The sequence below is a fragment of the Ahrensia kielensis DSM 5890 genome, from assembly GCF_000374465.1.
Classification (GTDB): Bacteria; Pseudomonadota; Alphaproteobacteria; order Rhizobiales; family Rhizobiaceae; genus Ahrensia; species Ahrensia kielensis.
In genome coordinates, this window is record NZ_KB894529.1 from 477868 (window position 1) to 502325 (window position 24458).

Here is a 24458-nt window from a genome sequence, read left to right on the forward strand (position 1 = left end):
TTAACAGTGTTCGCACACTTGCGCGAACATTGTAATTTATTCTGCTGGGGCCGCTGTATCTTCGTGGACGGCATTTACCTCACGGCGCGTCTGACGCTTGCGTGCCAATTGGCGCGAAATCGATATTTTAACACGGCGAATACGGCGTGGATCAGCATCGAGCACTTCGAGTTCATACCCACAAAATGAAGGAATAACTTCTCCGCGCACAGGAACATGGCCTAGAATTGAGAAGATCAGCCCACCAATAGTATCGACATCCTCATCTTCTTCTTGTGCTTTGGTTAAAAACTCTCGGCCCAAAAGTGCTGACGCTTCTTCCAACTCAAGACGCGCATCAACAATATAAACACCGTCAGAAACAGTTTCGATCAAAACATCAACATCATCATGTTCGTCTTCAATATTGCCGACCACGATCTCAACAATATCCTCTAGCGATACAAGTCCGTCTGTTCCGCCATATTCATCGATGACAAGTGCCATCTGAATACGCTGCGTCTGCATGCGGCCCATAAGATCCGATGCGTGCATAGAGCCCGGAACAAAAAGAACGTCGCGCATTAATTTTAGTTCTTCTATGGTCTTGCTAAGATCAACGCGCCCCAAATCAATGTCAGCTAGCGCGGCTAAAGTCGCATCATTTTTGGTGTTTTTGGCAGTATCTGCGCTCCCCGCCTTATTGCGGCGACGGCGCGGCTTTTTTTCTGCTGTTGTTATCAAATGCGTTACAACATCGCGAATATGAACCATTCCGCGCGGATCGTCCAAAGTCTCTGCGAAGACCGGCATACGGCTATGACCAGATGTCTTAAACACCTTTAAAAGCTCACCCAGTGTCGTCTTAATCTCACATGACTCAATGTCAGCACGCGGCACCATAACATCGTCAACCCGCATGCCTTGCAAACGCAAAATATTGCTGAGCATTGCGCGTTCATCGAGCGAGATTGTTTCATCATTATCGCTTTGCGCATTCAGCGCATCGTGCAGGCTTTCACGTACCGAACCCGATTGAGGCCGGAACAGATAGACAAGGCGCTGCAAGAAACCGGGCTGCCCACGCGTTTCAGATTTATCTAGGGGCTGATCAACAACAACGAGTGCTGTGCTTTGTTCTTTGTCAGGTGTGCGACTATCGCCGCTTTCAGATTGTTCCATCGACTTTCAACGAGCAACATCATCTGGCGCATAAGGGTCATCAATACCCATTTTACCAAGAATCGTTGTTTCTAAACCTTCCATATGTTCTGCTTCGGTGTCATTTTCATGGTCATAGCCTAAAAGATGCAATAGTCCATGTACGATCAAGTGGCTTGTATGATCTTCAAAACTCTTTGATTCCTGCTCAGCTTCACGCTTCACCGTTTCGTAGGCAAGCACAATATCACCAAGCATTGGACCAGGTTTTTGGCCTGCTTCAATCTCAAATGCAGGAAAAGACAATACATTTGTTGGTTTGTCTTTTTTGCGCCAAGCAGCATTTAACCCTTGAACCTCGGCATCATCGGTAAGCACAAGACTTAGCTCGCTCTCCACATCTGCCATTTCAAGCATATCAAAAACATGGGTGATGGCGCGCTGAGCAAGGTCTTTAACATCAGGCCAATCACCGGCATTTTCAGCTATATCAATTTCAACTAGCATCGCCGCTTTCTTTATCTCGGCGGCGCGGATAGGTGCCGCGCCCTGCAGCCTCATAAGCGCCATGAGCTGAATCGTAGGCACTTACAATTTTAGCAACGAGTGGATGACGCACTACATCAACGTCTTTAAAGCGCACTTCGGTAATACCGTCGACACCCTCTAAAACCTGCAATGCTTCGATCAAACCTGATTTCTCGCCGCGTGGTAAATCCACCTGACTTGGGTCGCCCGTCACCATCATGCGGCCATTTTCGCCAAGCCGTGTCAAAAACATCTTCATTTGCATGGAGGTCGTATTTTGCGCTTCATCCAAGATAACCGCCGCATTTGCCAAAGTGCGGCCACGCATAAACGCCAAGGGCGCAATTTCGATGAGACCTGCTGTTAAGGCACGTTCCACTTGTTCGCCCGGCATCATATCATAGAGCGCATCATAAAGCGGACGCAGATATGGGTCGACTTTCTCTTTCATGTCGCCGGGCAAAAAGCCCAATCGTTCACCGGCTTCAACAGCAGGGCGCGACAAAATAATACGCTCAACATGGCCCCGTTCGAGCAGCATCGCCGCATGTGCGACAGCAAGATATGTCTTACCTGTACCAGCGGGCCCTACGCCGAACACAAGTTCGCAGCGATCCAGTGCGCGCATATATTTATCTTGATTAGGCGTGCGTGCAAAAATGGTTTTTTTGCGTGTTGCAATTTGTGCCGCCGCAATATTTTCTTTGCCGTCCATAGTCGGCAGCTGCAACTGATCATCGGCTGCGATTGCCATTCGCAATGCGCCCTGAACATCTGCAGGCTCTGGATCTTTGCCTGTTTTTTGCAATTGATCATAAAGCGAATCAAGCGCACGGCGCGCCTGTTCAGCAGCCGTAGGATCGCCCTTGATTGAAACCTGATTGCCGCGCGAACGCACATCAAGCCCAAGCCGATTTTCTATCAATGTGAGATTTTGCTCAAACTGACCAAAAAGAGCACGCGCATGGCTATTATTGTCGAAGGTAAGGACGATGCTTGCCTGTTGTGGCGCAGCATCAGCTGCAGACTTTACATTTGATTTAGCGGTCAAACGCGTTTCCTATTTTCCTGTTACTGCCCTAACTTAGTGGCAATGGTGTCAGAAACCAAGGAGTTCACCATCACTTGGCTGATTTTTACATTCACAATATCGCCGACTTCACCGACACTTTCATGACAGATGACCGGTTGAAGCCACGGTGAGCGGCCAACGATCTGGCCAGCTTCACGGCCAGGCTTCTCAATCAACACATCCATATTCTTGCCAACCAGACTTTGCATGAAGTCTTTCTGCTGCTGGGTCAACAAGGCCTGAAGGCGCTGCAAGCGCTCCGATTTAACATCCTCGGGCACTTGATTTGGCATGTCTGCGCCCGGCGTTCCAGGGCGTGTCGAATATTTGAAAGAATAGGCCGCAGCATGTGTGACATCGCGCACAATCTGCATCGTATCTTCAAAATCTTCATCTGTTTCACCCGGAAACCCGACGATAAAGTCTCCTGAAAGCGCGATATCAGGTCGTGCGCTGCGAATTCGGTCGATGAGCTTGCGATAATCATCGCCCGTATGTTTGCGGTTCATCGCCTTTAAAATCTTATCAGAACCCGATTGAACCGGCAAATGCAGATAAGGCATCAACATTGATAGATCACGATGCGCTTCAATCAGCGCATCATCCATATCACGTGGATGGCTGGTGACATAACGAAGGCGCTTTAGCCCATCAATTTCTGCCAGCTTGTAGAGTAGTTCGCCTAAGCCCCATTCACGGTCATCGCCGCCTGCGCCATGCCAAGCATTAACGTTTTGGCCCAATAAAGTGATCTCGCGCACACCTGCATCAACAAGGCGTTTTGCCTCATCCATGATTTGAGATACAGGGCGAGAAACCTCAGAGCCACGCGTGTAAGGCACAACACAGAATGTGCAGAACTTATCGCAGCCTTCCTGCACTGTCAGAAAGGACGTCACACCGCGGCTCATCATGACTTTCTTAGCTGGTGCTGGCAAATGCTCGAATTTATCTTCAACGGCATATTCTGTCTCAACGACTTTTTTGCCGGTTTTCGCTTTTGCAACCACTTCGCCGAGGCGGTGATAGGTTGTTGGTCCAATCACAAAATCAACGGCTGGCGCACGTTTGATAATTTCTTTTCCCTCGGCCTGCGCCACGCAGCCTGCAACGCCGATCATCAAATCGCCGCCATTGGCGCGTTTTTCTTCGCGCACCATGCGGATGCGGCCAATCTCAGAATAGACTTTCTCTGCAGCCTTTTCGCGGATGTGGCACGTGTTCAACAGCACCATATCGGCATCATCCATGCTGGACGTTTCGACATAGCCGTCTTTTGCCAAGGCATCTGCCATACGCTGGCTGTCATAAACATTCATTTGACAACCATAGGTTTTCACGAAGACTTTCTTCGTGTCCGTATTGGTGCCAGCAGATGGTATTTTTTCAATAATTGGTGCGCTCATAATTCGGCTTTTAGTCGCTTTTCTAGCTCTTGAGAAGTGGGCTATCTGCCACGCAAGGCAAGTGATGTCATTTCTGCAACACGTTCCTGTACGATTTGCGTAATTTCTTTTCGGTTCATGCCTTCACATTGCTCCACGGGTTCTCCAAAAGAGACAACCACGCCTAGATGAGGCTCACTGATAACACCTATCAAATGTGGCACAATTTCGATGTCACCGGGCCACGCGGCTAAAGGCCGTTTAAAACGTCCCATCGGCAATCCGCATAACTTATTGTATGCAACCGAAACAGGCTGAATTGGTGAGCTAATCGCTGCTGCGCCAACACCGATCGCCCCAAAAAGTGACGACTTAAACGGATAAATAAAATTACCGTCTGATGTCGTGCCCTCAGGAAATAAAACAATATTATCACCATCAAGTAGACGCTTATTGATAATTTCCGCCTGAGCTTTGGCTCCAAGTCTTGTCGTGCGATCAATAAAAACGCTCTCCTGCCATACAGCAAGTGTTCCAAATATCGCCCATTCTTTGACTTCGTCTTTTGCGACAAAAGAAATAGGAGCAACCGAGCCAAGGACAATAATATCAAGCCAAGATATATGATTAGCAGCGATAAGAACGCCGTGGCCCGAAGGCTGAACCATAGAGCCGCGCACTTCAACTTTAACACCAAGAATTTTGCAAATCGCGCGGTGCCAGCGCCGTTCAATATTTTTGCGTATCGGATGCCGCAACCATCGGGCGATCATATGAGCGGGCAGTAAAACAGCCGTCACGATTAGTGCCGCTGTTGCAACCCACGCAAAACGAAAAAAGAGCATCAACTTTTATCGCACTCTTCATCTTTATTAATGGGCACGGCATAAAGTTCTAACCGGTGTTCAACAAGCTCATACCCCAATTCGCGCGCGATCTCTTCTTGCAGACGCTCAATACGATCATTTTTGAACTCGATCACCTTGCCGGAGCGCACATCAATCAGATGGTCATGATGCTCCTCGGGGATTGCCTCATAGCGCGCGCGCCCATCACGAAACTCGTGTTTTTCAACGATCTGCAACTCTTCAAACAGACGTACTGTGCGGTAAACCGTTGAAATTGAAATATTAGGATCAATCGCGGAGGCACGCTTATACAGCTCTTCCACATCGGGGTGATCGCTCGCATTTTCGATCACCTGCGCAATAACACGCCGTTGTCCGGTCATGCGCATGCCGCGATCAGCGAACATAGTTTCCAATGATGTTTCCGGTTTTCCCGACAACTCGCACCTATAGAATTGGATTATAAGTCAAACATTCTCGCGGCGCATTACCAGTGCATTGGCTTTGCGTCCCCCAGTCTTAGTATAATAATTTTCACGAATTGCCACCTGCTCAAAACGCAAACGCTTATAAAGTGCGATGGCGCTTTTATTATTTTCGTCCACCTCTAAGAATAAAGAAGCAATCTTATCGGCATTCAAACGCTCGATAATGCGGTTGAGCAATCTGCGCCCTACCCCAAAATTTTGCCATTTTGGAGTCACGGCCACCGTCAAAATTTCAGCCTCATCTGCTGCTGTACGTACCAAAACGAACCCGACATTGCGTCCACCATCAGATAAGGGTTCACGCAACAATAGACCGCTTACATTCCTGTTATTTAACAATGCGAGGAAATCGCCATCTGTCCAAGCGTGAGGAAAGGTCAAGGCATGAATCTCTGCCAGCGCTTGTGCATGTTCATAGTTCAGCGATTCTTCACCAAGCCGCCCGACATCACGATTCGTAAATGGCCAAGCCATAATCAAGATACCGCGGCGTGCGGCAGTGCAAAATTTGCATTTATTTTGGCATCTGCAGAACGTAAATAAATTGGTTTAGGCGGCAAATTGCTTGTAGAACCTAATAGGGCATAGGCCTGAATAGAGCCCGTTGCCGCATCAAAACCAGCCACAGCATGGCCCGCATCAAACTCTGCCGCGGCGTTTCCAATAAGGTTTTGCAAATGCTCTAGCGGTGCGCATTCTTCAAGATCATTAGCATCTGCAATAATGAAAGGCGCTTCATCTTCAGCGCCGGATGCTACAAATTTCTGCGCAAATATCTGGCTCCTGCCCCCTTTGATAAGAACAGCAAAATCACCCGAAGCGCCGCCCTCAACATAATCATGTGCAATGGATTTAAACGTTGAAACTCCGACTACTGGAACATCAACAGCAAGTGCCAATCCGCGCGCAGCGGCAACACCAACCCTGATACCAGTGAACGACCCCGGCCCGACACTCACTGCAATCTTCGTCAAATCGCTTGGGGTGAGCCCTGCTTGTGTAAAGCATTCATCGATAAGACTAAGCAGGCGTTCAGCATGGCCGCGCCCCAGATCTTCGCTTTTTTGCGCAAGTATTTTTTGGCTCTGCGGGTCATACAGACAAGCAGCACAAATATGAGCAGAAGTATCAATGGCAAGAATGGTCATAGCCCTAATTAAAGCGCTTTTGCCAACTCAACAATAGTTGTGAGGCTCTGAATAGGAATTATAATTTATAAGCCGTCACACTGCGCGGTGCCAAAGATGCTGCGCCAAAAACAAGCTGCGCATCGCCGATAAGTTCACTACAATCTACTGTTTCAGGCCCATAGTTAAAAATATAACGAACATTATTATTATCACGCACCCTTATATCTCTATGAAGACGCGTTGTCTTAACCTCCGCCTTATTCAACGCGGCAGTAACAATATAATCGACTAATGGAGCGTTCGGGCGGCCTGCTAAATAAATCATTCGATCATTTTCAAAGATGGCATCATGACCATCTTCGGACTTCATAGAAGCAGAAACGCTTGCCTCGGGCACGACAAATTCGCGCCATCCCTCAAAGGCCAGATCATCTTGCAACAATACTGGAGAATGATGCGGGCGGCTTTCGACGCGGGTAATTTTGATGTTTATCAATTTGCGTAGAGCGCCCGGTGGCAAATCTTGAACGATTTGGAAATTCTCGTCCTTAGAGCCTGTACGCGGCCCCGCCAAAATTACGGCCTTGCTGCTTTCAAGCGCTGCTGCGAAATCCTCTGAAACATTGAACATGCCGGGCATGATGATGAGTTTGCGGCCTGTGATCGCCTCTTTGGTCGGCGGAATAACATCGACATTGATACCCTGCCTGCGCAAAGCGCGATAATAACGCATGACCAATTCAATATAAGAAAAGTCTTTGCCCTGCGGCTGAATTTCCCAAGCCCACTGGCTTTCATAATCGAACACCAGCGCGACGTCGGCACGGACTACCTGCGCTTTGGAATCCATTTGCTTGAGCAGTTTGGATACTTTTTCGCAAACATGGTAGCCTTCATTGAACTCGCCATTGGGCAACAAAAGCGCTTCATGCATTTGCTCTTGCGCAAAGGATGGCTGACGCCAACGGAAATAGCTTACAAGCTCGGCCCCTGCCGCAAATGCTTCCCATGCCCAAAGCTCTACAGCGCCCGGATAAGGCGCTGGATTATAGGGTGCCCAATTTACCGGACCGGGCTGCTGCTCCATCACCCACCAACGGCCATCAACAGCGCCATTTCGAACTTCACCGCAAGCACGATAAAGATCATGGTGAAACGCCTGCAAATCAGGATCACCAACGCCTAAGTAGCGCGCTTTGTTCTCATCATCAGAGCTATCACGGTCCAGAAATCCAATCGGGTAGCTATCCCATGTGGCGATATCCAAATCTTCACTGACGGCATAGTGGTCAAAATCAGTGTAGGAGCCCATGAAATTATGGCCGATAGGCGCGTTAGAATGTTTGCGAATGATATCCGTTTGCAGCCTGTTGAATGATTTTACTTGGTCTGATGAATAACGCCTAAAATCCATCACATGAGCAGGGTTCGGCTCGGTAACCGTAAGATTTGGCAACTCAACTTCATCGAAACTGCGATATTCCATGGACCAGAAAATATTGCCCCAAGCGCGATTCATCGCATCAGGCGATTGGTATTTCTGTGCCAGCCAGTTGCGAAAACCTTTAAGCGCGGCATCAGAATAACTGAGGACCGTATCATGACAGCCATATTCATTATCGGTTTGCCACGCGATCAGGGCTGAATGTTTTCCATAACGCTTTGCAAATTCGGTTGTTATGCGCGCGCATTCTTTCCGGTATTCTTCATGCGAAAAACAATAGTGACGGCGAGAACCAAACCCACGTATCTGTCCATCAGCATCTACCGCCAACATATCGGGCATACGGTCAACCAGCCATTTCGGCGGTGTGGCGGTTGGCGTACCGAGAACAACCTTGAGACCGTGGCGGTGCAAAACGTCAAAGCTCTTATCCAGCCAATCAAAATTATAAGCGCCGGGATTTGGCTCTAACTTGCTCCACGCAAACTCACCTATCCGCACATGTGTTATTCCCGCGGCAACCATAAGGCGCGCATCCTCTTCCCACCTGCTTTCAGGCCAATGTTCGGGATAATAGCAAACGCCAATGGTTTGTTTGGGCGGGTTCATCATGATCAGTTTCCTGAAATCTAAATGGTAACAAGGGGGTCGAATTTTGGCACGGCGGCAACATCTAGCACGAATGTTTTTCCCGCATTTGGATCGCTTTGTTTTGCGGCTTCATCCATGCCTTCCATTGCAGTTGTTACAGCAATTTTTCCGCCGCCAATAAATGCAGGACAACTTGGTTGTGTTGCATCTACGGCGTGCGAAGCTTTCAAAACACCATCAGGAGAATAGTAATTGATGACGCTTGCGCCCCAAAGCGCGATCCAAATATTGCCTTCGGCATCAACAATAGCACCATCAAGCCCGCCCTCATTATCACCATGATCGAGGAAAATTGAGGGCTCGCCATTAGGCAATCCTGTTTCTGGATCGACACTCACGCACATCAGTTTGGCCGCAATTGTATCGGTATAATAAGCTTTGCTACCATCTGGCGAAAAACAAATCGCATTAGGAATAGAGATATCGGCATAGAGCTTTGTGAGCTTGCCATTTCTATAGTGATAAATTGCACCAGCTTTATTTTGCGCTTGTTTGCCCATTGTGCCCAGCCAAAATGCACCGGAAGGATGCACCCGTGCATCGTTGGAACGTGTCAGGCTATTATCGGCTTCAATCGGCGCTATAGACGTTAGAAAGCCACTTTCATTATTGCGCTTCCAAAGGCCCGTCTCTGTAAAGATCAGATCGTTCTCATCATCAAGCACAGCCATTGCGCTTGCCATTTCAGGCAAGGCAACCGCACTGTTTTTACCTGTTGCAAAGTCATGTTGATGACGCGTTTTGCCAAGAATATCGAACCAGAAAAGCGTGTTGCGACGCGTGCAATAAAATGGACCTTCACCTAAGGCACAGCGATGTTCAGATAGGATTGAGATATTAGCCATGATCAACCAAACACCGCATCATAAGCGGCAACGGTTTTGATCGCGCGCGCGCTAATTTCATCTGCAGATAGGCCCGGCTTATATATTGAAGAGCCAAGGCCAAATACTAAAATGCCATTATTGCCATAATCTGCAAAATCAACCTCAGATACACCGCCAACTGCGCCAATGGCCAAATCTTTTGGGAGCACAGCCATCATGGCTTTTATCCCGCTTGCACCGATCACGCTGGCTGGGAAAAACTTAAGCCCTGAAGCGCCAAATTTAATCGCTTTGAATGCTTCTGTTGGCGTAAAAACGCCGGGCATTGTTACCATCTTATGATGTGCACACCGTTCCATGACGGCTTCATCAATATTAGGAGACACCATCAGTTTTCCGCCAGCTCCTGCTAATTGGTCCACATTGTCAGCGGTCAACACAGTACCTGCGCCAATGAGGCATTTATCGCCATGTTTAGCGACAACCTTCTCAATGGATTTGAATGGATCAGGAGAGTTTAACGGAATTTCCAAACAAGCAAAACCAGCGTCAATGAGCGCATCAGCAATCGGCTCTATTTCATCGGGTTTGACACCGCGCAAAATGGCAACCAAACCACGCTTCATGTCCGGCCATTGGGCAGTTACGTTCGCGCTCATTTCAATACACTCCGTTATTTCAAGTTAAAGCGATCTGGCCAAATCAGCCGTGCAGCATGCGCTAGGCCTGCAACGGCGAGCTCATCCCCGTCGACCATCTGTGAAGGCAATTCAGCAATTTTGAGTGCAGATGCGTAAAGCGATCCTAGATGTCCGCTCCCAACAAGTATCACCGAACTGGCGTCACCAAATCGCGCTTTTGCGCCAGCAATATCCTGACCAATAATTGTTCCTGAGATAAACGCTGCAGCCTCATTATTATTTAAGTCATGTAATAGACTTTTTGGGCGCACCGAGAACAAACGATTGAGTATCGTTGCAGGCTCATCAAGACTTTGCCGAACACCGTCAATAAATGCTGCGCCATTCTCATCCACAGAACCACTTGCACCGTCGAGTGCGTGTTTGAGAACAGAGGCAGCGCCTAGCGCCGCAAATAACTCGCCGCTTAATGATGTGAAAAAGTCCAATACGCGTTCGTCTTCAACATGCACCCATTTGGCATGTGTTCCCGGCATACAAACCAGACCGGTCAGCGCATTGCCCATTTTTTCTTTAAGACCAAGCAGCTGCGTTTCTTCAGACCGCATCACGTCAGCTTTGTCCAAGCTGCGATTTGCAATACCGGGCAAAATACGCATGTCGCGCGATGTGTTGTTGATCTTCACAGCACCTAATGCTGGATCACCAATGTGGCAGGGAACGGTTACATATGGTGCCTCCTGCCAACCTTGTCGTGAGCCAACCATTCCGCACATGATCGCAGGCACATCATCGGGCAATCCCATTTCTTTGAGATGTCCATTCATCACCGAAGCAAAATCGCTCTTTGCAACCGTGCGCATACCATCAGCAGATTTACGGCAATCAAGCGCTTTACCAGATGGGTCAAGCGGCCACATTCGCAAATGCGACGTTCCCCAATCTACAGCGATGACGGCTGCTTGGTTTTGCATCACAAAATACCACCATCAGCGATAAGTACCTGTGCGGTAATCGCGCTTGCTGATTTAGAAGCCAAGAACAAGCAAGGACCAGCCATCTCAAGGGGCTGCAATTCGTGCTTTAGGCTTTGTTGAGCCGTATTCTCAGCGACACTTTCGGGTGTTGCCCATAGCTCTTTTTGGCGCTCAGTCATCACCCAGCCAGGGGCAATAGCGTTGACACGTATATTGTCAGGACCAAGCTTGCCAGCAAGACCTTTGGTCAGCCCCACAACGCCGCCTTTTGCAGCGGTATAAACAGGCATATCGCCAATATTGAGCATATAGGATGTGGATGTGAAATTGACGATTGAACCGCCGCCCGCAGATTTCATTCCTTCAACGACCGCTTGAATCACGAAGAACTGATGGCGCAAATTGATGGCAATATTTTTATCCCAATATGCCGCGTCTACATCTGCGATTTCATGGCGATCATCCCAAGCAGCATTGTTGACCAATATAGTAATTGGACCATGTGCGCTGACCGCTTTGTTCACAGCATCTGTAATGGCAAGTTCATCAGAAAGGTCGGCTTTGATGTATAACGGTTTAGCACCGTAGGCCGCTTCAAGTTTGGCACATAGAGCTTGGCTTGCGGTATCCGCTATATCGACGAAAGCTACTTTAGCGCCTTGTGCAACAAAGCCTTCTGTTAAAGCCGCGCCGATACCAGAACCACCGCCTGTGATCAGAACGGAAGCATCTTTCAAGTCTGGGAATATAGGGAAATTGGACATCATTGCTCTCCGACTTGCTCAATTGATATTGCTAGGCCTGTCTGAGCATAAAGCGACGGTAAACCCAAGCCTACAGTTTCAAGTGCAGCGCCTGTTAACTCAAAACCACCATTAAAAATCGGATTTGGGAATGACCGATTGGCTTTTTTCACTTGCTCGGTCATTGTTTGAATACGAACCTTATATACCGCGCTTTTATTGAGGCCTGGAACACGTATTCTTGGCGGAATTGTTGAGCGCGGACGCTCCAATTGCATCAACACCATACGTGCCTGATCGAGCGCAACCGACACGGACAACGCGCCAATGAGCCCGTCATCAACGGTGCGAACACGGTAAAATTTTCCTGTGTGCCAAATCGCACGATCTTGTTTGTGGCGTGTCACGGCATCACGCATAATTTCGCGATCTTCGTCCGACATTTTAGTCAGATCTGCTTCAATTCCCATGTGACCGTAGCTTGCAACAAGCGCACGAAAACCCGCATGCAGTCCGCGTCCTGATGTATGGCTCCATGCAGGGCCAACATGCGCGCCCATTACCTCTGGTGGGAAGAAATGAGAAAAGCCTGTCTGAATGCGTGCGCGTTCGACAGAATCATTAGAGTCCGATGTCCAAAATCTATGCGTATGCGCCAAAACACCGTAATCAACACGGCCGCCGCCCGAAGCACAGCTTTCGATTTCCAGCGTTGGGAAAGCCTCTAAGAAACGATCCATAAGAGCATATAATGCGCCGGTCTGATTATAGACATTGGCGCGCCCTGATTGATCGCCCGGTAAAACTAGATCGCGGTTCATATCCCATTTGAGATATTTTATTTGATGATTTTCAATCAATGGCGCGATGGTTTCAAAGATATAATCGCTCACCAGCGGGTTCGCGATATCCAACACCAGCTGGTTGCGGCCTGTCATGTTTGGATATGAGTTTAAGCCCAGCACCCAATCTGGGTGTTTTTGAAACAGTTCAGACTTTTCGTTGATCATTTCCGGCTCAATCCAAAGGCCGAAATCCAAGCCTTTAGATTGGACATATTCGGCTAAAGGACCAAGACCATTTGGATATTTGGTTTCATCTGGATACCAATCTCCAAGGCTTGAAGTGTCATCATTGCGGCCACGGAACCAACCATCATCCAACACAAAACGTTCAGCGCCAATATCGGCGGCGGCATCAACCAATGCACATAGACGGTCGTGATTATGATCGAAATAAAGTGCTTCCCACGTGTTCACAGTGACCGGTCTTGGCTTGTCCGGCACTGGAAATTTTAAAATGTTCTTGCGCACATGATGGTGAAATTTCTGACTGAGAGCATTTAGCCCGTTAGAAGAATGCGCAACATAAATGCTCGGCGTTTTCATTGATTGCTTGGGTTCAATCATGCCTTCGCCAGAAAACAATAATGCACCCATTTGAACCTGAACATCGCCTGTCGATAAGCGTTCAAGCACAATGCGGTGGTTACCACTCCAACCAAGATGCATGCCCAAACATGGGCCAGACTCATCATCCGTTTTTGCATTGAGAAGTATTAAGCCTGGAAATGCTTCGTGCGAAGTGCGCCCGCGCCTGTTTTCGCGCTTTGTTAATCCCATTGGAATCGGTTGGCGCTCAATCTGAAATTCAGCACACCAACGCCCATGAAAGGACAGATGTTGCGAATATTGCTGCGCAGGCACAACAACCGGCGCTGATAGCCAGTCAACAGACACAGGAGAATCGCCTACATTGAATAGTTCTGTAGAAAAAACAGTGACATCGGTTTCCGGATCAAGATCGCAAATGATCTCCATTTCCATGCCGCGCACGGCATCTATCATGCCAAATGTAACACCATGTTCACGGTCAATACGGCGCGCAAAAACAAACTGTCCTGCCCAGCCTGGCTTATCACTTTTGACCCGGTGCCCGATTAACCCAGGATGACCAAGGAAGCCGCGTCCTAATTCTGGATGAAGGCTAATTGGGGAATTATCATCGAGTGATGCATGCGTGAAAGGACGCGCATGAATGTCCGTTAAAACACCAAGATCAATGCCGGATTGCAGCTTTTCACCGTGGTAGATAACGACAGGAATGCCATCATTCCATGCAAAAACAAGCGTTGTAGACCAGCCATCAAGTCGAAGTGTATTCTCGTAGTTGGACAATTTTATTTAGCCTTTTGTCGCGCCGAGCGTAAGGCCGGCGATAAAGTGTTTCTGCATCAGGAAAAACATGAGAACTGGCGGCACGGCTGCAAGCAATGATGCTGCAGAAACCAAATGCCATTGACTCACAAATTGGCCGTTCAACGCCCTCACACCAGCGGTAATAGGCTTTGATGCCTCGCCGTTTGTCAGCACTGTCGCCCAGAAAAAGTCGTTCCAGATAAATGTGAAAACGAGAACAGATAATGCTGCAATCGCTGGACGGACAAGCGGCAAAACGAGGTGCCAGAAAATTCTAAATTCACCAACACCATCAATACGCGCGGACTCAATTAGCTCCATTGGCAGCGCTCTGATAAAGTTACGCATAAAGAGCGTACAAAAACCCGTTTGAAACGCTGCATGGAAAAGCACGAGCCCAGTGACCGTATTGTAAAGCCCCGTTTCAACAGAAAGCTGGCGCACCGGCACCATCAAAATTTGAAACGGCACAAAGTTGCCTGCAATAAATATGAAGAACAACGGCAGAGCAGCTTTGAAGCGATATATTGCCAAAGCATAACCAGCCAAACATGCCAGCGCGACGGAAATCGCAACAGTCGGCAATGTAATTTTAATTGAGTTTAGAAAATAGGTGAATGCATCGGACTGCGTAAAGACCGCAGTATAATTATCTATAATTTGGAAACTAGAAGGCCATCCAAACACGTTGCCTGAATTGATATCCGCAGCCGAGCGCACCGAAGTCATGAAAATTGCCAGAAGCGGCAACAACCATATGAATAGGGCAATCGGCAGAAAGATTTTATAGGCAGTTCGAACACCGACAGATGATTTTTCTATAGGGCGTGGGAACATCTTAGTGACCTCCCTTTTCTTCTTGGTACATCGACCAGAGGAAGTAACTAATGAACACAAGCATGATGAGGAACAACACGACGGCGATCGCTGAGCCATAGCCCATGCGGAAGCCATATTCTGATAATGCCTGCTCATACATAAAATAAGACAAAACATTGGATGAGCCGTAAGGGCCGCCCTGCGTCATGATTGCAATCATGTCGAAAGAACGAAGCGCCCCGATAACCGTCACGACAATTGCAAGAAACGTCGCGGGCCAAAGCTGCGGTAGAATCACATACCAAAGCATCTTCAAACCTTTGGCACCATCAAGCCTTCCAGCTTCGACCTGATCTGGCGAAACATTGTTGAGACCGGTTAAGTACAAGATCATACAATAGGCAATTTGCGGCCAGAGGCCTGCAACAATAATGCCATAAGTCACATATCGCTCATCACCCAATATAGAGGGCGGCGATGCGCCAAACCAATTCCAAATTTCAGCAATGATGCCGAAATTGGGATTGTAGAACCATGTGAAAATGAGGCCTACAACAACTTGCGATATTACGAATGGGAAAAAGAATAACGACTTATAAAGCCGCATACCAAACACAGTTTGGTTTAAGAATAAAGCGATGAACAGACCGGCAGGTACGGCTAACAAAAAGAGGAAAAGCCATAAAAGGTTGTTCCATAACGACGTATAAAAACGGTCATCATCGAGCAGCTCGACATAGTTAGCAAGGCCAACCCAAGTCGCCTCTCCAAGACCGTCCCAGTCATGAAATGAAATCCAAATAGATTGGAAAATTGGCAGGATCACATAAACAAGGAAAAACAAAATTGCAGGGGTCAGAAACAACCAAGGCGCAATCGCCAAACGGTTTTTTTTGTACCAACTGCGATTATCGACTGCGGTAACTACGCTCGCATCGTCTAAGCTTTCAACACTAGACATGAACCCTCCCACATGATCCGTTCTTCGGCCAAATATTTTGGCGCATTATGACTGCGCTGCATCGTTTAGTATTTTGGCAATAAAGGCGGGCTCCAAATAGAGTCCGCCTTAAAGTTTGAAATGCGATTATTTATAAACGCGCTCTTGAGTTTTATCGAGACGCTCGAGAATTGCGTCCAAACGGTCTGGCTTAACCATGAATTCCTGGAAGCCTTCCATGCCGACTTTCGCCATTTCAGCTGGCGCATCGCGGTCAAAGAACTGCGCAAGGCCCGAGGCTGTTGACACTGCTTCAAAGCCTTTTTGGATGAACTTATCATCAGCAATCGCTGATTTAGAGTTCGGCGGCAATTGACCGATTGTCTTGTTCCACTCAGCTTGAACCTCAGGCTGCGCTATGAAGGATAGGAATTTCTTTGCATCTTCTTTGTTCTTTGCATTTGCAGGAATAAAGAATGCATCCGCTGGCGCTTCTTCGGCACGAGCAAGACCGGGTGTGATTTCCGGAAACTGGAAATAGTCGATCTGATCATCTGTAAGGCCCGCGTCTTTAAACGCTGCAACCGCAAAGTTGCCCATCACATACATTGCCGCTTCACCCTTAGCGAATGGTGCAACAGCATCCTGCCATGACATCGTCGCGTGATTATCAACGAATGAACAGCGCTCTAACATTGTCTGCCAGTTTGCAAATGTTTCTTTGATGCGCGGATCTGTATACTTCACTTTACCGGCAGTCAGGTCGTTGTGAACGTCATATCCGTTCGTGCGAAGGTTCAAATAGTCAAACACGCCAGCAGCTGTCCAAAGGAACTTTGTTCCGATTGTGAAAGGAGTAACACCTGCCTCTTTGAGCGAATCACAGGCAGTCAGGAGTTCGTCCCATGTTTTTGGCTCAGAAACGTTATTCTTTTCAAAGATATCTTTACGGTAATAAATACCCCACTGATAATAAGAGTAAGGAACGCCCCACTGCTTGCCATCACGTGTCATTGTTGGCTTAATCGCTTCAAATGAAGTTGAAAGATTTGCGTCAGATGCCCAAAGCTCCGAAATATCTTCGAACTGACCAGCATCAACAAACGGGCCCATTCTGTTACCAGGATACCATGATGTTACGTCTGGAGCGTCAGCAGATAAGAAGTTACGAATCGCCGTTTTGTGCGCTTCGCGGTCATTGATATTGACCGTCACATTGATATCTGGATTTGCTTTTTTGAAAGCTTCTACAGCGGCTTCAAAGCCGGCCTTAGGCGCTGGATTCGGATCATCAAAGTTGATCACGAGATCGCCAGCAGATGCTGTTCCCGCCATAAGAACGACTGCAGCCGCCCCTATGATTGTGGACTTAAAAAGAGATTTCATTTCACACTTCCTCCCAAAAGAATAATGAGCGTGACAATCACGCATGTCGTTTCGGCCATCAGGCCCCAATTTCACCCTGCCCAAAAATTACAAGCAAGATATTTCGCACTAGCCGCTTATTCCATATAGTGGAACTCTATTTGACTATGTTGAATTAATGTAATAAACCTGCCATAATGTCAAGACTTCAGTGTTACGCAGAACTACGCTGATTGAGTTTGGAGGGGCACATGGCTAGCGGGAAACATGATCATGACACCGGTACGCTTGGAAAAGCGGTGGCCGTTCTAGATGCTGTGGCTGCATCCAACACACCTATGCGGTTTCGCGATCTTGCAGCACATATTGATCAGCCCCGTGGAACCCTGCACCGCCAAGTTTCCAACCTTATTGAAGAAGGCTTATTAGAGGTAAATGCTGACCAGTCTTATTCTTTAGGCTTCCGTCTTTTGAAATTTGCTGCCCGCGCATGGAGTGGCAGCGGTTTTCGTGAGATTGCAGAACCTCACCTCAAAGCACTGCACGAGCGAACAGGCGAAACTGTCCACCTTGGCATCCTCAAAGGCATCGAGGTTATCTATCTTGATAAGGTTGAGTCCCTACAGGCCGTACGTATGCATAGCCAAGTGGGCAATTCATCGCCATGTTACTGCACTGGCGTTGGCAAAGCCGGACTATCTGTTTTGCCAAACGCAGAACTTAAAACGCGCATAGCGAATATATCATTCAATCAGTTCACCGAGACCACATTGATGAGCGAGCAAGCACTCATGAGCGAGCTTGACCAGATTCGTGCCTCTGGCAACGCATATGACCGCGAAGAACATGAGCCGGGCATCCACTGCGTCGCAGCACCGATCTTTACAAATAATTTGAGCGTGATTGGCGGCTTGTCGGTGACGGCACCTTGCTACCGTGTACCAATCGAAAAATTAGAATCATGGGCTGAGGATGTTCGCAGTGTCGCTAAAGCCATCATGGAAGAATTACCAATAAAACTGGGGCCGCGAGCTTAACAAAACCTCGCGATCAAGGGAGACTTTAATGACAGACGTCGTACTTACTAAACTTAAAAAATCGTTCGGGCCGATTGATGTGATTCACGGCGTTGATCTCGATATCAAATCTGGTGAATTTGTCGTTTTTGTTGGTCCATCAGGTTGTGGTAAATCCACTCTCTTGCGACTAATTGCAGGCCTTGAAGAAGCGAGTTCAGGCAAAATTTCCATCGGCGAACAAGATGTTACTTATGTCGAACCTGCAGAGCGCGGCGTCGCTATGGTGTTTCAATCCTATGCGCTTTACCCGCATATGACGGTTCGCGAAAATATGGGTTTTGGTCTTAAAATGACAGGCCATGACACCGCTTTCATTAATGAACGTGTCAATAAAGCAGCTGAAATTTTAAAACTCGGCGCTTTGCTCGATCGCAAACCAAAACAACTTTCTGGCGGCCAGCGCCAGCGTGTTGCGATTGGACGATCCATCGTGCGCGAGCCTAAAGTTTTCCTGTTTGATGAGCCGCTTTCAAACCTAGATGCAGAACTGCGCGTACAAATGCGACTTGAGATCGCAAAGCTTCACAACGACCTTGGCGCGACCATGATTTACGTAACCCATGATCAAGTTGAGGCGATGACCTTGGCTGACAAGATCGTTGTACTTCGGGCCGGCCGCGTTGAACAATATGGCTCCCCGCTTCACCTTTATAACGATCCAGATAATCAGTTTGTAAGTGGGTTTATTGGCTCTCCCAAAATGAACCATTTAAGCGGTACAGTCACAGCTTATGCTAAAGGTAAAGCAACGGTTGAGATCGACGGTTACAACGGCGCAAAAGCGGCCGTGCCAATATCGACAAAACTTGAAAAGGGTAGAAAAGTAACGCTCGGCATTCGGCCAGAGCACTTTACCGCAGACGGTACGGCAAAACTCGACGTTCAGATTGATGTAATAGAAGATTTGGGCGGCGCATCTTTTGCGTATTCAGGCGCAGACAGCGCTGACCCTCTCACAATACAGCTACCTGAAGGGCATTCCGTCAAACAAGGAAAACCAACGAGCGCGTCATTCGATCCAGCGCGCGCATTCTTGTTTGATGCGGACACACAAGAACGAATTCGCTAAATCAATCATACAAACAAAAGCGGCCCTGAAGTTATCAAGGCCGCTTTTTATATTTCCAAGGCTCACTCAAGCTGCGTTTGAATGAGCCGGGTTGGTCAAGAGTTCATAAATTGCATCTTCACTTGAAGCAGATCGAAGCGCAGCGAGGCGGTCCGTGTCGCGCAGCACCCGTGCAATACGTGAAAGTGCTTTGAGGTGATCTGCGCCAGCGCTTTCAGGCGCGAGCAGCAGAAATGCAATATCGACATCTTTTTCATCCAAAGAATCAAAAGCAATAGGCGTTTCAAGTCTGGCAAAAATGCCAAATATCTTGTCGAAATTGTTAAACTTGCCGTGCGGAATCGCAATGCCGTTGCCAACCCCGGTTGAGCCCAACTTTTCGCGCTGTAAAATCGTGTCAAAGATTTCACGGGCCGACAGATTTGTTAGCTCTGCGGCCCGCTCTGACATTGCTTGAAGCAACTGTTTCTTGGAGCTTGCTTTCAAGTCGATCACAACTGCGTCCTTGCCGAGAAATTCGCCAAGATCCATGTCACTTACCCTATTGTTTTTTGGCGGCCCACCCAAAGGCACGCTTGACGGTTGGCTTTGGCGTCACTTCATTGCGCCTGGGTCGATCCAACCGATGTTTCCATCCGGACGGCGATAGACAAGATTCACGTCACCGCTGCCCGCGTTTCGGAACACATAGACTGGGTTGTCCTGAAGGTCCAGTTGCAAAACAGCAGAAGCCACAGGCAAAGTCGTTAACTTCATTTGTGTTTCAGCAACAATAACCGGCGCATAATCTTCCGGTAGATCTTCTTCATCATCTTCCGGCAGCGCTTCTAATACCTTGTATGCGTAATTTTCAGTACGAGCAGCGGCTTCTTGAGTATGATGATTTTTCAAACGGCGCTTGTAACGGCGCAAACGTTTTTCTAGGCGTTCGGCTGCAGAATCAAAGCTGGCGTCGGGGTCCTGACCATCGCCGCTCGCCTGCAACATGGTTCCAGTATCAAGATGTATTACGCAATCTGCGGTAAAACGATTGCCAGATTTTTCGACGGTAACATGACCTTGCGCTCCTTTATCAAAGTATTTCGTAAGCGCGTCTTCAATGCGATCCTCAATGCGAATTTTGAATGCATCGCCGATTTCCATATGTTTCCCAGAAATACGTAAGCTCATGATTTACCTCATTCTTTCGTTATTATTCTGAATCACCTAGAAGCAACCCAGTTACAACAGCTTGTGCCAGTTTCGTGCCGCTGTGAAGAGCAAAACGACAAAAAATATTTCAAGAATAATAAGCGCTTAATGTTGTTTTTTTTCTGACGTTAGCTGGGCCTTTTTCTCACGGCGGCGCTGCACGGAAGACGCGATATTCATCGCTTCGCGGTATTTGGCGACAGTGCGCCTTGCGATTTCTATGCCTTCTTCACGCAAAGCATCCACTAACGCGTCGTCGGAAAGCACTTTTTGTACAGATTCGTCTTTAATTAGATCACGAATCCGTTGTTTAACCGATTCAGAGGAGTGGTCATCGCTTCCACCAGCGACACCTGAAATGGCGACAGTAAAGAAATATCGCAGTTCAAATAAACCACGCGGTGTCATCATATATTTATTGGAAGCCACCCGACTAACGGTTGATTCGTGCATTTCTATTGCATCTGCGACCATTTTCATGGTCATGGGCTTCAAACTGGAAACCCCATTCAAGAAAAAACCATCTTGTTGCTTTACGATCTCGGTCGTCACTTTCAAAATAGTGATCGCACGTTGATCTAAGCTGCGCTCTAGCCATGTCGCGCTTGCTAAGCAATCAGCAATGAATGATTTCTCATCTTTTTTGAGCTTTGCCCCTGAGATTTCATTATAATATTGCCGATCTACAATCACCTTGGGCAGCGCATCAGAATTCAATTCAATGCGCCAATTGCCATCGGGAGTTTGCGCAACCTCGACATCATGAACAATCGCCTGTGTTCCGCTTAGCTCAAATTGCAAGCCGGGGCGTGGATCAAGTCGTTTGATTTCAGCAAGCATATCCAGCAAATCGCTATCATCAACGCCGCAGATTTGGCTCAGTGTCTTAAAATCGCGTTTTGCCAACAGATCCAAATTATCAAGCAGCTTACTCATTGCGGGATCAAGGCGCTCATTGCGTGCGCATTGCAAACGAAGACACTCCGATAAATCGCGCGCAAAAACGCCCGCAGGATCACAAGTTTGAAGACTTTCCAGCACAGCCAAAACATCCTCTGGATCGCACGATAATCGCTCACAAATACCGGCTAAATCAAAATCCACGTAACCGCGTTCATCAAGCGCGTCAATCAGCTCGCTTGCGATAGCGTGGTCGGGAATTGTTCTGAAAATAAACGGCGCCTGCTGTTCAATGACATCGCGCAAAGTCAACCGAGATTGAGCCACATTTTCCAGCATAAAATCATCATCGGGCGCTGATGATGAGGGCAGCCCAGGAAGCGAATTCGTAATATTATTATCATGCTGCATTTGAGCTGGCAGCGCGCCATCCCCGTTACCGGGATCATCTGGAAATATATTTTCAAGCGAGCTATCGAGCTTATCGGAAATTGCCGCCGCGCTCACCTCCAGATCAGCATTATCCCAATCCGTATTTCGTTCGGCTGATGCATTGCTTTGACTGTCTGCGGCACCATTATCACGATCAGTGTAGCTATCATCACTGGCGCTAGTCTGCCTTAAAAGCGGGTTACTTTCGACTTGGCTTTCAATGAATTGCTCAAGCTCAAGCTGCGTAAACTGCAACAGTTTAATGGACTGAAGCAGTTGCGGTGTCATTTTCAATGATTGCGTTTGCCGCAAATTAAGTCTAGCATTCAAAGCCATGCAACAATCACCCTTCCCTAAACTGGCCTGAAATTTGCTTGGTCCACTTTAGGGGAGAATAGTTAAGCGAGTCCATCCTGACGCAGCAGGTTGTAAATACGCTTAAAAATTTGGAAATTACAGTCGGAATTCATCACCAAGATAGAACCGACGAACATCCTTATTGGCAATGATCTCGGCTGGCGTTCCATGGGTCAGCACACTGCCCGCATGAATAATATATGCGCGATCAATGAGCCCGAGAGTTTCGCGTACATTGTGATCGGTGATCAAGACGCCTAAGCCACGCTTTGTGAGATGCCGAACAAGCTGCTGAATATCTGAAACCGCGATAGGATCAACGCCAGCAAACGGTTCATCGAGCAACATAAATTGAGGGTCGGAAGCCAATGCTCGCGCAATTTCACAGCGCCTGCGCTCACCGCCAGAAAGCGCAATGGAAGGCGCTTTTCTCAAATGGCTTATTGAAAATTCTTCGAGCAGTTGATCGAGCTTTCGGTTTCGCTCTTTGCTGCTCTTTTCAACAACCTCAAGCACTGCCATGATGTTTTTTTCAACGCTTAGCCCGCGAAAAATAGACGCTTCTTGCGGCAGATATCCAATACCCAAACGCGCACGCTGGTACATCGGCATCATGGTCACATCATTGCCATCGATTAAAATTTGGCCCGTATCGACAGGCACCAAGCCTGTCACCATGTAGAAACAGGTCGTTTTTCCTGCACCATTGGGGCCAAGCAGTCCAACGGCTTCTCCGCGCCGAACCGCCATAGCAGCATTGTTCACAACCCGTCGCCCACGATAAGATTTGCTCAAACCACGTGCGATAAGCGTGCCATCAAGACTTTCAGGGTTAGAAAGCCCCAAATCACCCATGTGAATGTCGGGTTCAGGTTTCTTTTTGTTGAAAAACAAAACCAAAGGGAGCTCTCTTAGTTCTTGTTTTTTGGCTGGATAAGCACTGTAGGACGCGATGTGCCACCGCAGCCTTCCAGTTTAGCTCGTCCGGTCGATTGCGTAACGGTTAATTTGCAGCCGGTCGCAACATTGCCGTCTTCGGATAATGTGACCCGCTTGCCAGAAAGCACAAAGGTTTCCGTTTTCATATCATAAGTGCCGGTTTCACCGGTTGCCACTTGCTTGCCGCTTTGAATATTAACGCCGCCTGTTGCCAATAGGCGATCAATATCAGCTGCGCCTGTCGCAATAGAGCCTTCGCCGCCCTTCGCATAGTAAATCGTCAAGATGGATGTGCGCAAAATCGTGTCATCCTGCACAACACTGACTGACCCGCTGAAAATTGCTTTGCCGTCATTTTCAAAAATTTCCAGCTTATCGCCATCAATTTGAACCGGCTTGTCTGACGATAGAGCCAAACTTGAATTGTCTTGAGCTGCGGCAGCAATCGGCAAGCTCAAAAGAGAGGCGATGAACGCAGCTTTCAGAATTTTGGTCATTTATATTTCCAGAGCATAACTTCAGTTCGTATCAATAGCGGATACATCTTCTTGGGCGGTTGCCATATTCTGACTGTCCTTAGACACCACACTTGGCTGCATAACAAGCGTGACATTGTCTGAAAAGACAATCCGTTTTCCACCGTCATAAACGTCCATCTTATCAGAATATATCGTTGTCAGCTCTTGTGTGATTGCAACTTTGTCTTTGGCGGACACATTTCCAGACGCTAGATCGATATCAGCGCGCCCTAAAACAGCCCGCATACCATCACTTGTGGTCAAAACGGCCTGCTGATCAAGCAACAAAGTGCTTTTTTGGTCATCAAAGCTGCCGGTGGGCGCACTAAGTTCTGCTTCTGCGCCATTTTCCAATTCAACTTTCGCAACAAGTTTTTCAAGCTGCATCGCTGTTTCGCCAGAAAGATCTTGAATGGCCCGGGACGCTGTAACGCGATATGGGCGCTTGTCTTTTGTCATACCATTAAGTTTTGGGCTGGCCATGACGAGCTTTCCGTCACTGATCGTGCTGGATGCAAGATCAACGGACCCATCTGGTACAATACGAGAAATGAATAATATGCCGCCCACGAACACAACACCAATAAGCGCAATGATCGGCAGAAGCCGTTTAAAGACTCTCACTTTTGTAGAGTGCCTGCGCGCCCGCTCAAAAGCGTCGTTTGAAGCTGCTTTGGCTACGACCTTGGACATGATATTCTTAATTACCGATTGTGCTTAATGAAGTAATGGTCAGGTAAGCGGTTAATGTGGTTTTAATGGGATGCTTCCGATTTT

At 47.9% G+C, this 24458-nt stretch carries 25 protein-coding genes; 2 read left to right on the forward strand and 23 right to left on the reverse strand.

The features are described from left to right. Positions 1 to 36 precede the first annotated feature (36 nt). From C504_RS0108470 to C504_RS0108550, 17 genes are all read right to left on the reverse strand, one after another. Positions 37 to 1161 (reverse strand): hemolysin family protein, encoded by a 1125-nt coding sequence (locus C504_RS0108470; protein ID WP_018688901.1) that lies wholly within the window; start codon positions 1159 to 1161, stop codon positions 37 to 39. Between the two features lie 6 nt (positions 1162 to 1167). Further along, complete coding sequence (gene ybeY / locus C504_RS0108475; RefSeq protein ID WP_018688902.1) at positions 1168 to 1647, reverse strand: rRNA maturation RNase YbeY; 480 nt, start codon at positions 1645 to 1647, stop codon at positions 1168 to 1170. Next, positions 1637 to 2719 carry a PhoH family protein gene (locus C504_RS0108480; RefSeq protein ID WP_018688903.1) on the reverse strand — a complete coding sequence of 361 codons (1083 nt, stop codon included), beginning with the start codon at positions 2717 to 2719 and terminating at the stop codon, positions 1637 to 1639. The genes ybeY and C504_RS0108480 overlap by 11 nt, the downstream gene beginning before the upstream one ends. Positions 2720 to 2739: 20 nt before the next feature. Beyond that, a complete protein-coding gene (gene miaB, locus C504_RS0108485; RefSeq protein WP_018688904.1) occupies positions 2740 to 4146 on the reverse strand; it encodes a tRNA (N6-isopentenyl adenosine(37)-C2)-methylthiotransferase MiaB in 1407 nt (468 codons plus the stop codon). 41 nt (positions 4147 to 4187) lie between these two features. Next, the gene (locus C504_RS0108490; RefSeq protein ID WP_018688905.1) at positions 4188 to 4970 is read right to left on the reverse strand and encodes a lysophospholipid acyltransferase family protein; all 783 of its coding nucleotides are present in this window, start codon (positions 4968 to 4970) and stop codon (positions 4188 to 4190) included. Next, a complete protein-coding gene (locus tag C504_RS0108495; protein ID WP_018688906.1) occupies positions 4970 to 5380 on the reverse strand; it encodes a Fur family transcriptional regulator in 411 nt (136 codons plus the stop codon). The genes C504_RS0108490 and C504_RS0108495 overlap by 1 nt, the downstream gene beginning before the upstream one ends. A gap of 60 nt (positions 5381 to 5440) precedes the next feature. After that, on the reverse strand, positions 5441 to 5935 hold the full coding sequence (rimI, locus tag C504_RS17495; RefSeq protein WP_018688907.1) for a ribosomal protein S18-alanine N-acetyltransferase: 495 nt from the start codon (positions 5933 to 5935) through the stop codon (positions 5441 to 5443). Between the two features lie 2 nt (positions 5936 to 5937). Continuing rightward, the gene (tsaB, locus tag C504_RS0108505) at positions 5938 to 6609 is read right to left on the reverse strand and encodes a tRNA (adenosine(37)-N6)-threonylcarbamoyltransferase complex dimerization subunit type 1 TsaB (protein ID WP_018688908.1); all 672 of its coding nucleotides are present in this window, start codon (positions 6607 to 6609) and stop codon (positions 5938 to 5940) included. 58 nt (positions 6610 to 6667) lie between these two features. Further along, complete coding sequence (locus tag C504_RS0108510; protein ID WP_018688909.1) at positions 6668 to 8647, reverse strand: beta-galactosidase; 1980 nt, start codon at positions 8645 to 8647, stop codon at positions 6668 to 6670. A gap of 17 nt (positions 8648 to 8664) precedes the next feature. Continuing rightward, positions 8665 to 9531 carry an SMP-30/gluconolactonase/LRE family protein gene (locus C504_RS0108515; protein ID WP_041951612.1) on the reverse strand — a complete coding sequence of 289 codons (867 nt, stop codon included), beginning with the start codon at positions 9529 to 9531 and terminating at the stop codon, positions 8665 to 8667. Positions 9532 to 9533: 2 nt separating this feature from the next. Next, positions 9534 to 10172, reverse strand: a complete 639-nt coding sequence (locus C504_RS0108520) for a 2-dehydro-3-deoxy-6-phosphogalactonate aldolase (protein ID WP_018688911.1) — start codon at positions 10170 to 10172, stop codon at positions 9534 to 9536. Between the two features lie 14 nt (positions 10173 to 10186). Next, positions 10187 to 11128, reverse strand: coding sequence for a 2-dehydro-3-deoxygalactonokinase (locus C504_RS0108525; protein ID WP_018688912.1), 942 nt, complete (start codon positions 11126 to 11128; stop codon positions 10187 to 10189). Next, complete coding sequence (locus C504_RS0108530; RefSeq protein ID WP_018688913.1) at positions 11128 to 11895, reverse strand: SDR family NAD(P)-dependent oxidoreductase; 768 nt, start codon at positions 11893 to 11895, stop codon at positions 11128 to 11130. The genes C504_RS0108525 and C504_RS0108530 overlap by 1 nt, the downstream gene beginning before the upstream one ends. Further along, positions 11895 to 14051, reverse strand: a complete 2157-nt coding sequence (locus C504_RS0108535) for an alpha-galactosidase (RefSeq protein WP_018688914.1) — start codon at positions 14049 to 14051, stop codon at positions 11895 to 11897. Before C504_RS0108535 ends, C504_RS0108530 begins: the two co-directional genes overlap by 1 nt. A gap of 6 nt (positions 14052 to 14057) precedes the next feature. Beyond that, the gene (locus C504_RS0108540) at positions 14058 to 14909 is read right to left on the reverse strand and encodes a carbohydrate ABC transporter permease (protein ID WP_018688915.1); all 852 of its coding nucleotides are present in this window, start codon (positions 14907 to 14909) and stop codon (positions 14058 to 14060) included. Between the two features lies 1 nt (position 14910). Beyond that, entirely contained in the window at positions 14911 to 15852 is a 942-nt protein-coding gene (locus C504_RS0108545; RefSeq protein WP_018688916.1) for a carbohydrate ABC transporter permease, read from the reverse strand. Positions 15853 to 15978: 126 nt separating this feature from the next. Next, positions 15979 to 17217, reverse strand: coding sequence for an ABC transporter substrate-binding protein (locus tag C504_RS0108550; protein WP_018688917.1), 1239 nt, complete (start codon positions 17215 to 17217; stop codon positions 15979 to 15981). A 230-nt stretch (positions 17218 to 17447) separates the two neighbouring features. Here C504_RS0108550 and C504_RS0108555 point away from each other — a divergent pair, with 230 nt between their 5' ends. Both C504_RS0108555 and C504_RS0108560 read left to right on the forward strand, forming a co-directional pair. Next, positions 17448 to 18233, forward strand: a complete 786-nt coding sequence (locus C504_RS0108555) for an IclR family transcriptional regulator (RefSeq protein ID WP_018688918.1) — start codon at positions 17448 to 17450, stop codon at positions 18231 to 18233. A gap of 28 nt (positions 18234 to 18261) precedes the next feature. After that, positions 18262 to 19344 carry an ABC transporter ATP-binding protein gene (locus C504_RS0108560; RefSeq protein WP_018688919.1) on the forward strand — a complete coding sequence of 361 codons (1083 nt, stop codon included), beginning with the start codon at positions 18262 to 18264 and terminating at the stop codon, positions 19342 to 19344. A gap of 66 nt (positions 19345 to 19410) precedes the next feature. Here C504_RS0108560 and ptsN read toward each other — a convergent pair whose 3' ends face one another. The 6 genes from ptsN to lptC all read right to left on the reverse strand — a co-directional run bounded on the left by ptsN (position 19411) and on the right by lptC (position 24374). Next, on the reverse strand, positions 19411 to 19875 hold the full coding sequence (gene ptsN, locus C504_RS0108565) for a PTS IIA-like nitrogen regulatory protein PtsN (RefSeq protein WP_018688920.1): 465 nt from the start codon (positions 19873 to 19875) through the stop codon (positions 19411 to 19413). A gap of 63 nt (positions 19876 to 19938) precedes the next feature. Next, positions 19939 to 20514, reverse strand: a complete 576-nt coding sequence (gene hpf / locus C504_RS0108570; protein WP_018688921.1) for a ribosome hibernation-promoting factor, HPF/YfiA family — start codon at positions 20512 to 20514, stop codon at positions 19939 to 19941. Positions 20515 to 20640: 126 nt separating this feature from the next. Continuing rightward, positions 20641 to 22203, reverse strand: a complete 1563-nt coding sequence (gene rpoN / locus C504_RS0108575) for an RNA polymerase factor sigma-54 (protein WP_018688922.1) — start codon at positions 22201 to 22203, stop codon at positions 20641 to 20643. Between the two features lie 117 nt (positions 22204 to 22320). Continuing rightward, positions 22321 to 23079, reverse strand: a complete 759-nt coding sequence (gene lptB, locus C504_RS0108580; RefSeq protein ID WP_026317332.1) for an LPS export ABC transporter ATP-binding protein — start codon at positions 23077 to 23079, stop codon at positions 22321 to 22323. A gap of 56 nt (positions 23080 to 23135) precedes the next feature. Next, positions 23136 to 23660: an LptA/OstA family protein gene (locus C504_RS0108585; RefSeq protein WP_018688924.1), complete on the reverse strand. Its 525-nt coding sequence runs from the start codon at positions 23658 to 23660 to the stop codon at positions 23136 to 23138. A gap of 21 nt (positions 23661 to 23681) precedes the next feature. Next, the gene (gene lptC, locus C504_RS17500; RefSeq protein WP_018688925.1) at positions 23682 to 24374 is read right to left on the reverse strand and encodes an LPS export ABC transporter periplasmic protein LptC; all 693 of its coding nucleotides are present in this window, start codon (positions 24372 to 24374) and stop codon (positions 23682 to 23684) included. Positions 24375 to 24458: the final 84 nt, after the last annotated feature.

Coding starts and splice junctions, on each gene's coding strand:
- C504_RS0108525 (WP_018688912.1), bottom strand. CDS start 11,128: ATGCAAAACCAAGCAGCCGTCATCGCTGTAGATTGGGGAACGTCGCAT.
- C504_RS0108560 (WP_018688919.1), top strand. CDS start 18,262: ATGACAGACGTCGTACTTACTAAACTTAAAAAATCGTTCGGGCCGATT.
- ybeY (WP_018688902.1), bottom strand. CDS start 1,647: ATGCTAGTTGAAATTGATATAGCTGAAAATGCCGGTGATTGGCCTGAT.
- miaB (WP_018688904.1), bottom strand. CDS start 4,146: ATGAGCGCACCAATTATTGAAAAAATACCATCTGCTGGCACCAATACG.
- rimI (WP_018688907.1), bottom strand. CDS start 5,935: ATGGCTTGGCCATTTACGAATCGTGATGTCGGGCGGCTTGGTGAAGAA.
- C504_RS0108540 (WP_018688915.1), bottom strand. CDS start 14,909: ATGTTCCCACGCCCTATAGAAAAATCATCTGTCGGTGTTCGAACTGCC.
- C504_RS0108470 (WP_018688901.1), bottom strand. CDS start 1,161: ATGGAACAATCTGAAAGCGGCGATAGTCGCACACCTGACAAAGAACAA.
- C504_RS0108545 (WP_018688916.1), bottom strand. CDS start 15,852: ATGTCTAGTGTTGAAAGCTTAGACGATGCGAGCGTAGTTACCGCAGTC.
- C504_RS0108520 (WP_018688911.1), bottom strand. CDS start 10,172: ATGAGCGCGAACGTAACTGCCCAATGGCCGGACATGAAGCGTGGTTTG.
- C504_RS0108585 (WP_018688924.1), bottom strand. CDS start 23,660: ATGACCAAAATTCTGAAAGCTGCGTTCATCGCCTCTCTTTTGAGCTTG.
- lptB (WP_026317332.1), bottom strand. CDS start 23,079: ATGGGTGATTTGGGGCTTTCTAACCCTGAAAGTCTTGATGGCACGCTT.
- C504_RS0108555 (WP_018688918.1), top strand. CDS start 17,448: ATGGCTAGCGGGAAACATGATCATGACACCGGTACGCTTGGAAAAGCG.
- tsaB (WP_018688908.1), bottom strand. CDS start 6,609: ATGACCATTCTTGCCATTGATACTTCTGCTCATATTTGTGCTGCTTGT.
- ptsN (WP_018688920.1), bottom strand. CDS start 19,875: ATGGATCTTGGCGAATTTCTCGGCAAGGACGCAGTTGTGATCGACTTG.
- hpf (WP_018688921.1), bottom strand. CDS start 20,514: ATGAGCTTACGTATTTCTGGGAAACATATGGAAATCGGCGATGCATTC.
- lptC (WP_018688925.1), bottom strand. CDS start 24,374: ATGTCCAAGGTCGTAGCCAAAGCAGCTTCAAACGACGCTTTTGAGCGG.
- C504_RS0108495 (WP_018688906.1), bottom strand. CDS start 5,380: ATGTTCGCTGATCGCGGCATGCGCATGACCGGACAACGGCGTGTTATT.
- C504_RS0108550 (WP_018688917.1), bottom strand. CDS start 17,217: ATGAAATCTCTTTTTAAGTCCACAATCATAGGGGCGGCTGCAGTCGTT.
- C504_RS0108490 (WP_018688905.1), bottom strand. CDS start 4,970: ATGCTCTTTTTTCGTTTTGCGTGGGTTGCAACAGCGGCACTAATCGTG.
- C504_RS0108515 (WP_041951612.1), bottom strand. CDS start 9,531: ATGGCTAATATCTCAATCCTATCTGAACATCGCTGTGCCTTAGGTGAA.
- C504_RS0108530 (WP_018688913.1), bottom strand. CDS start 11,895: ATGTCCAATTTCCCTATATTCCCAGACTTGAAAGATGCTTCCGTTCTG.
- C504_RS0108510 (WP_018688909.1), bottom strand. CDS start 8,647: ATGATGAACCCGCCCAAACAAACCATTGGCGTTTGCTATTATCCCGAA.
- rpoN (WP_018688922.1), bottom strand. CDS start 22,203: ATGGCTTTGAATGCTAGACTTAATTTGCGGCAAACGCAATCATTGAAA.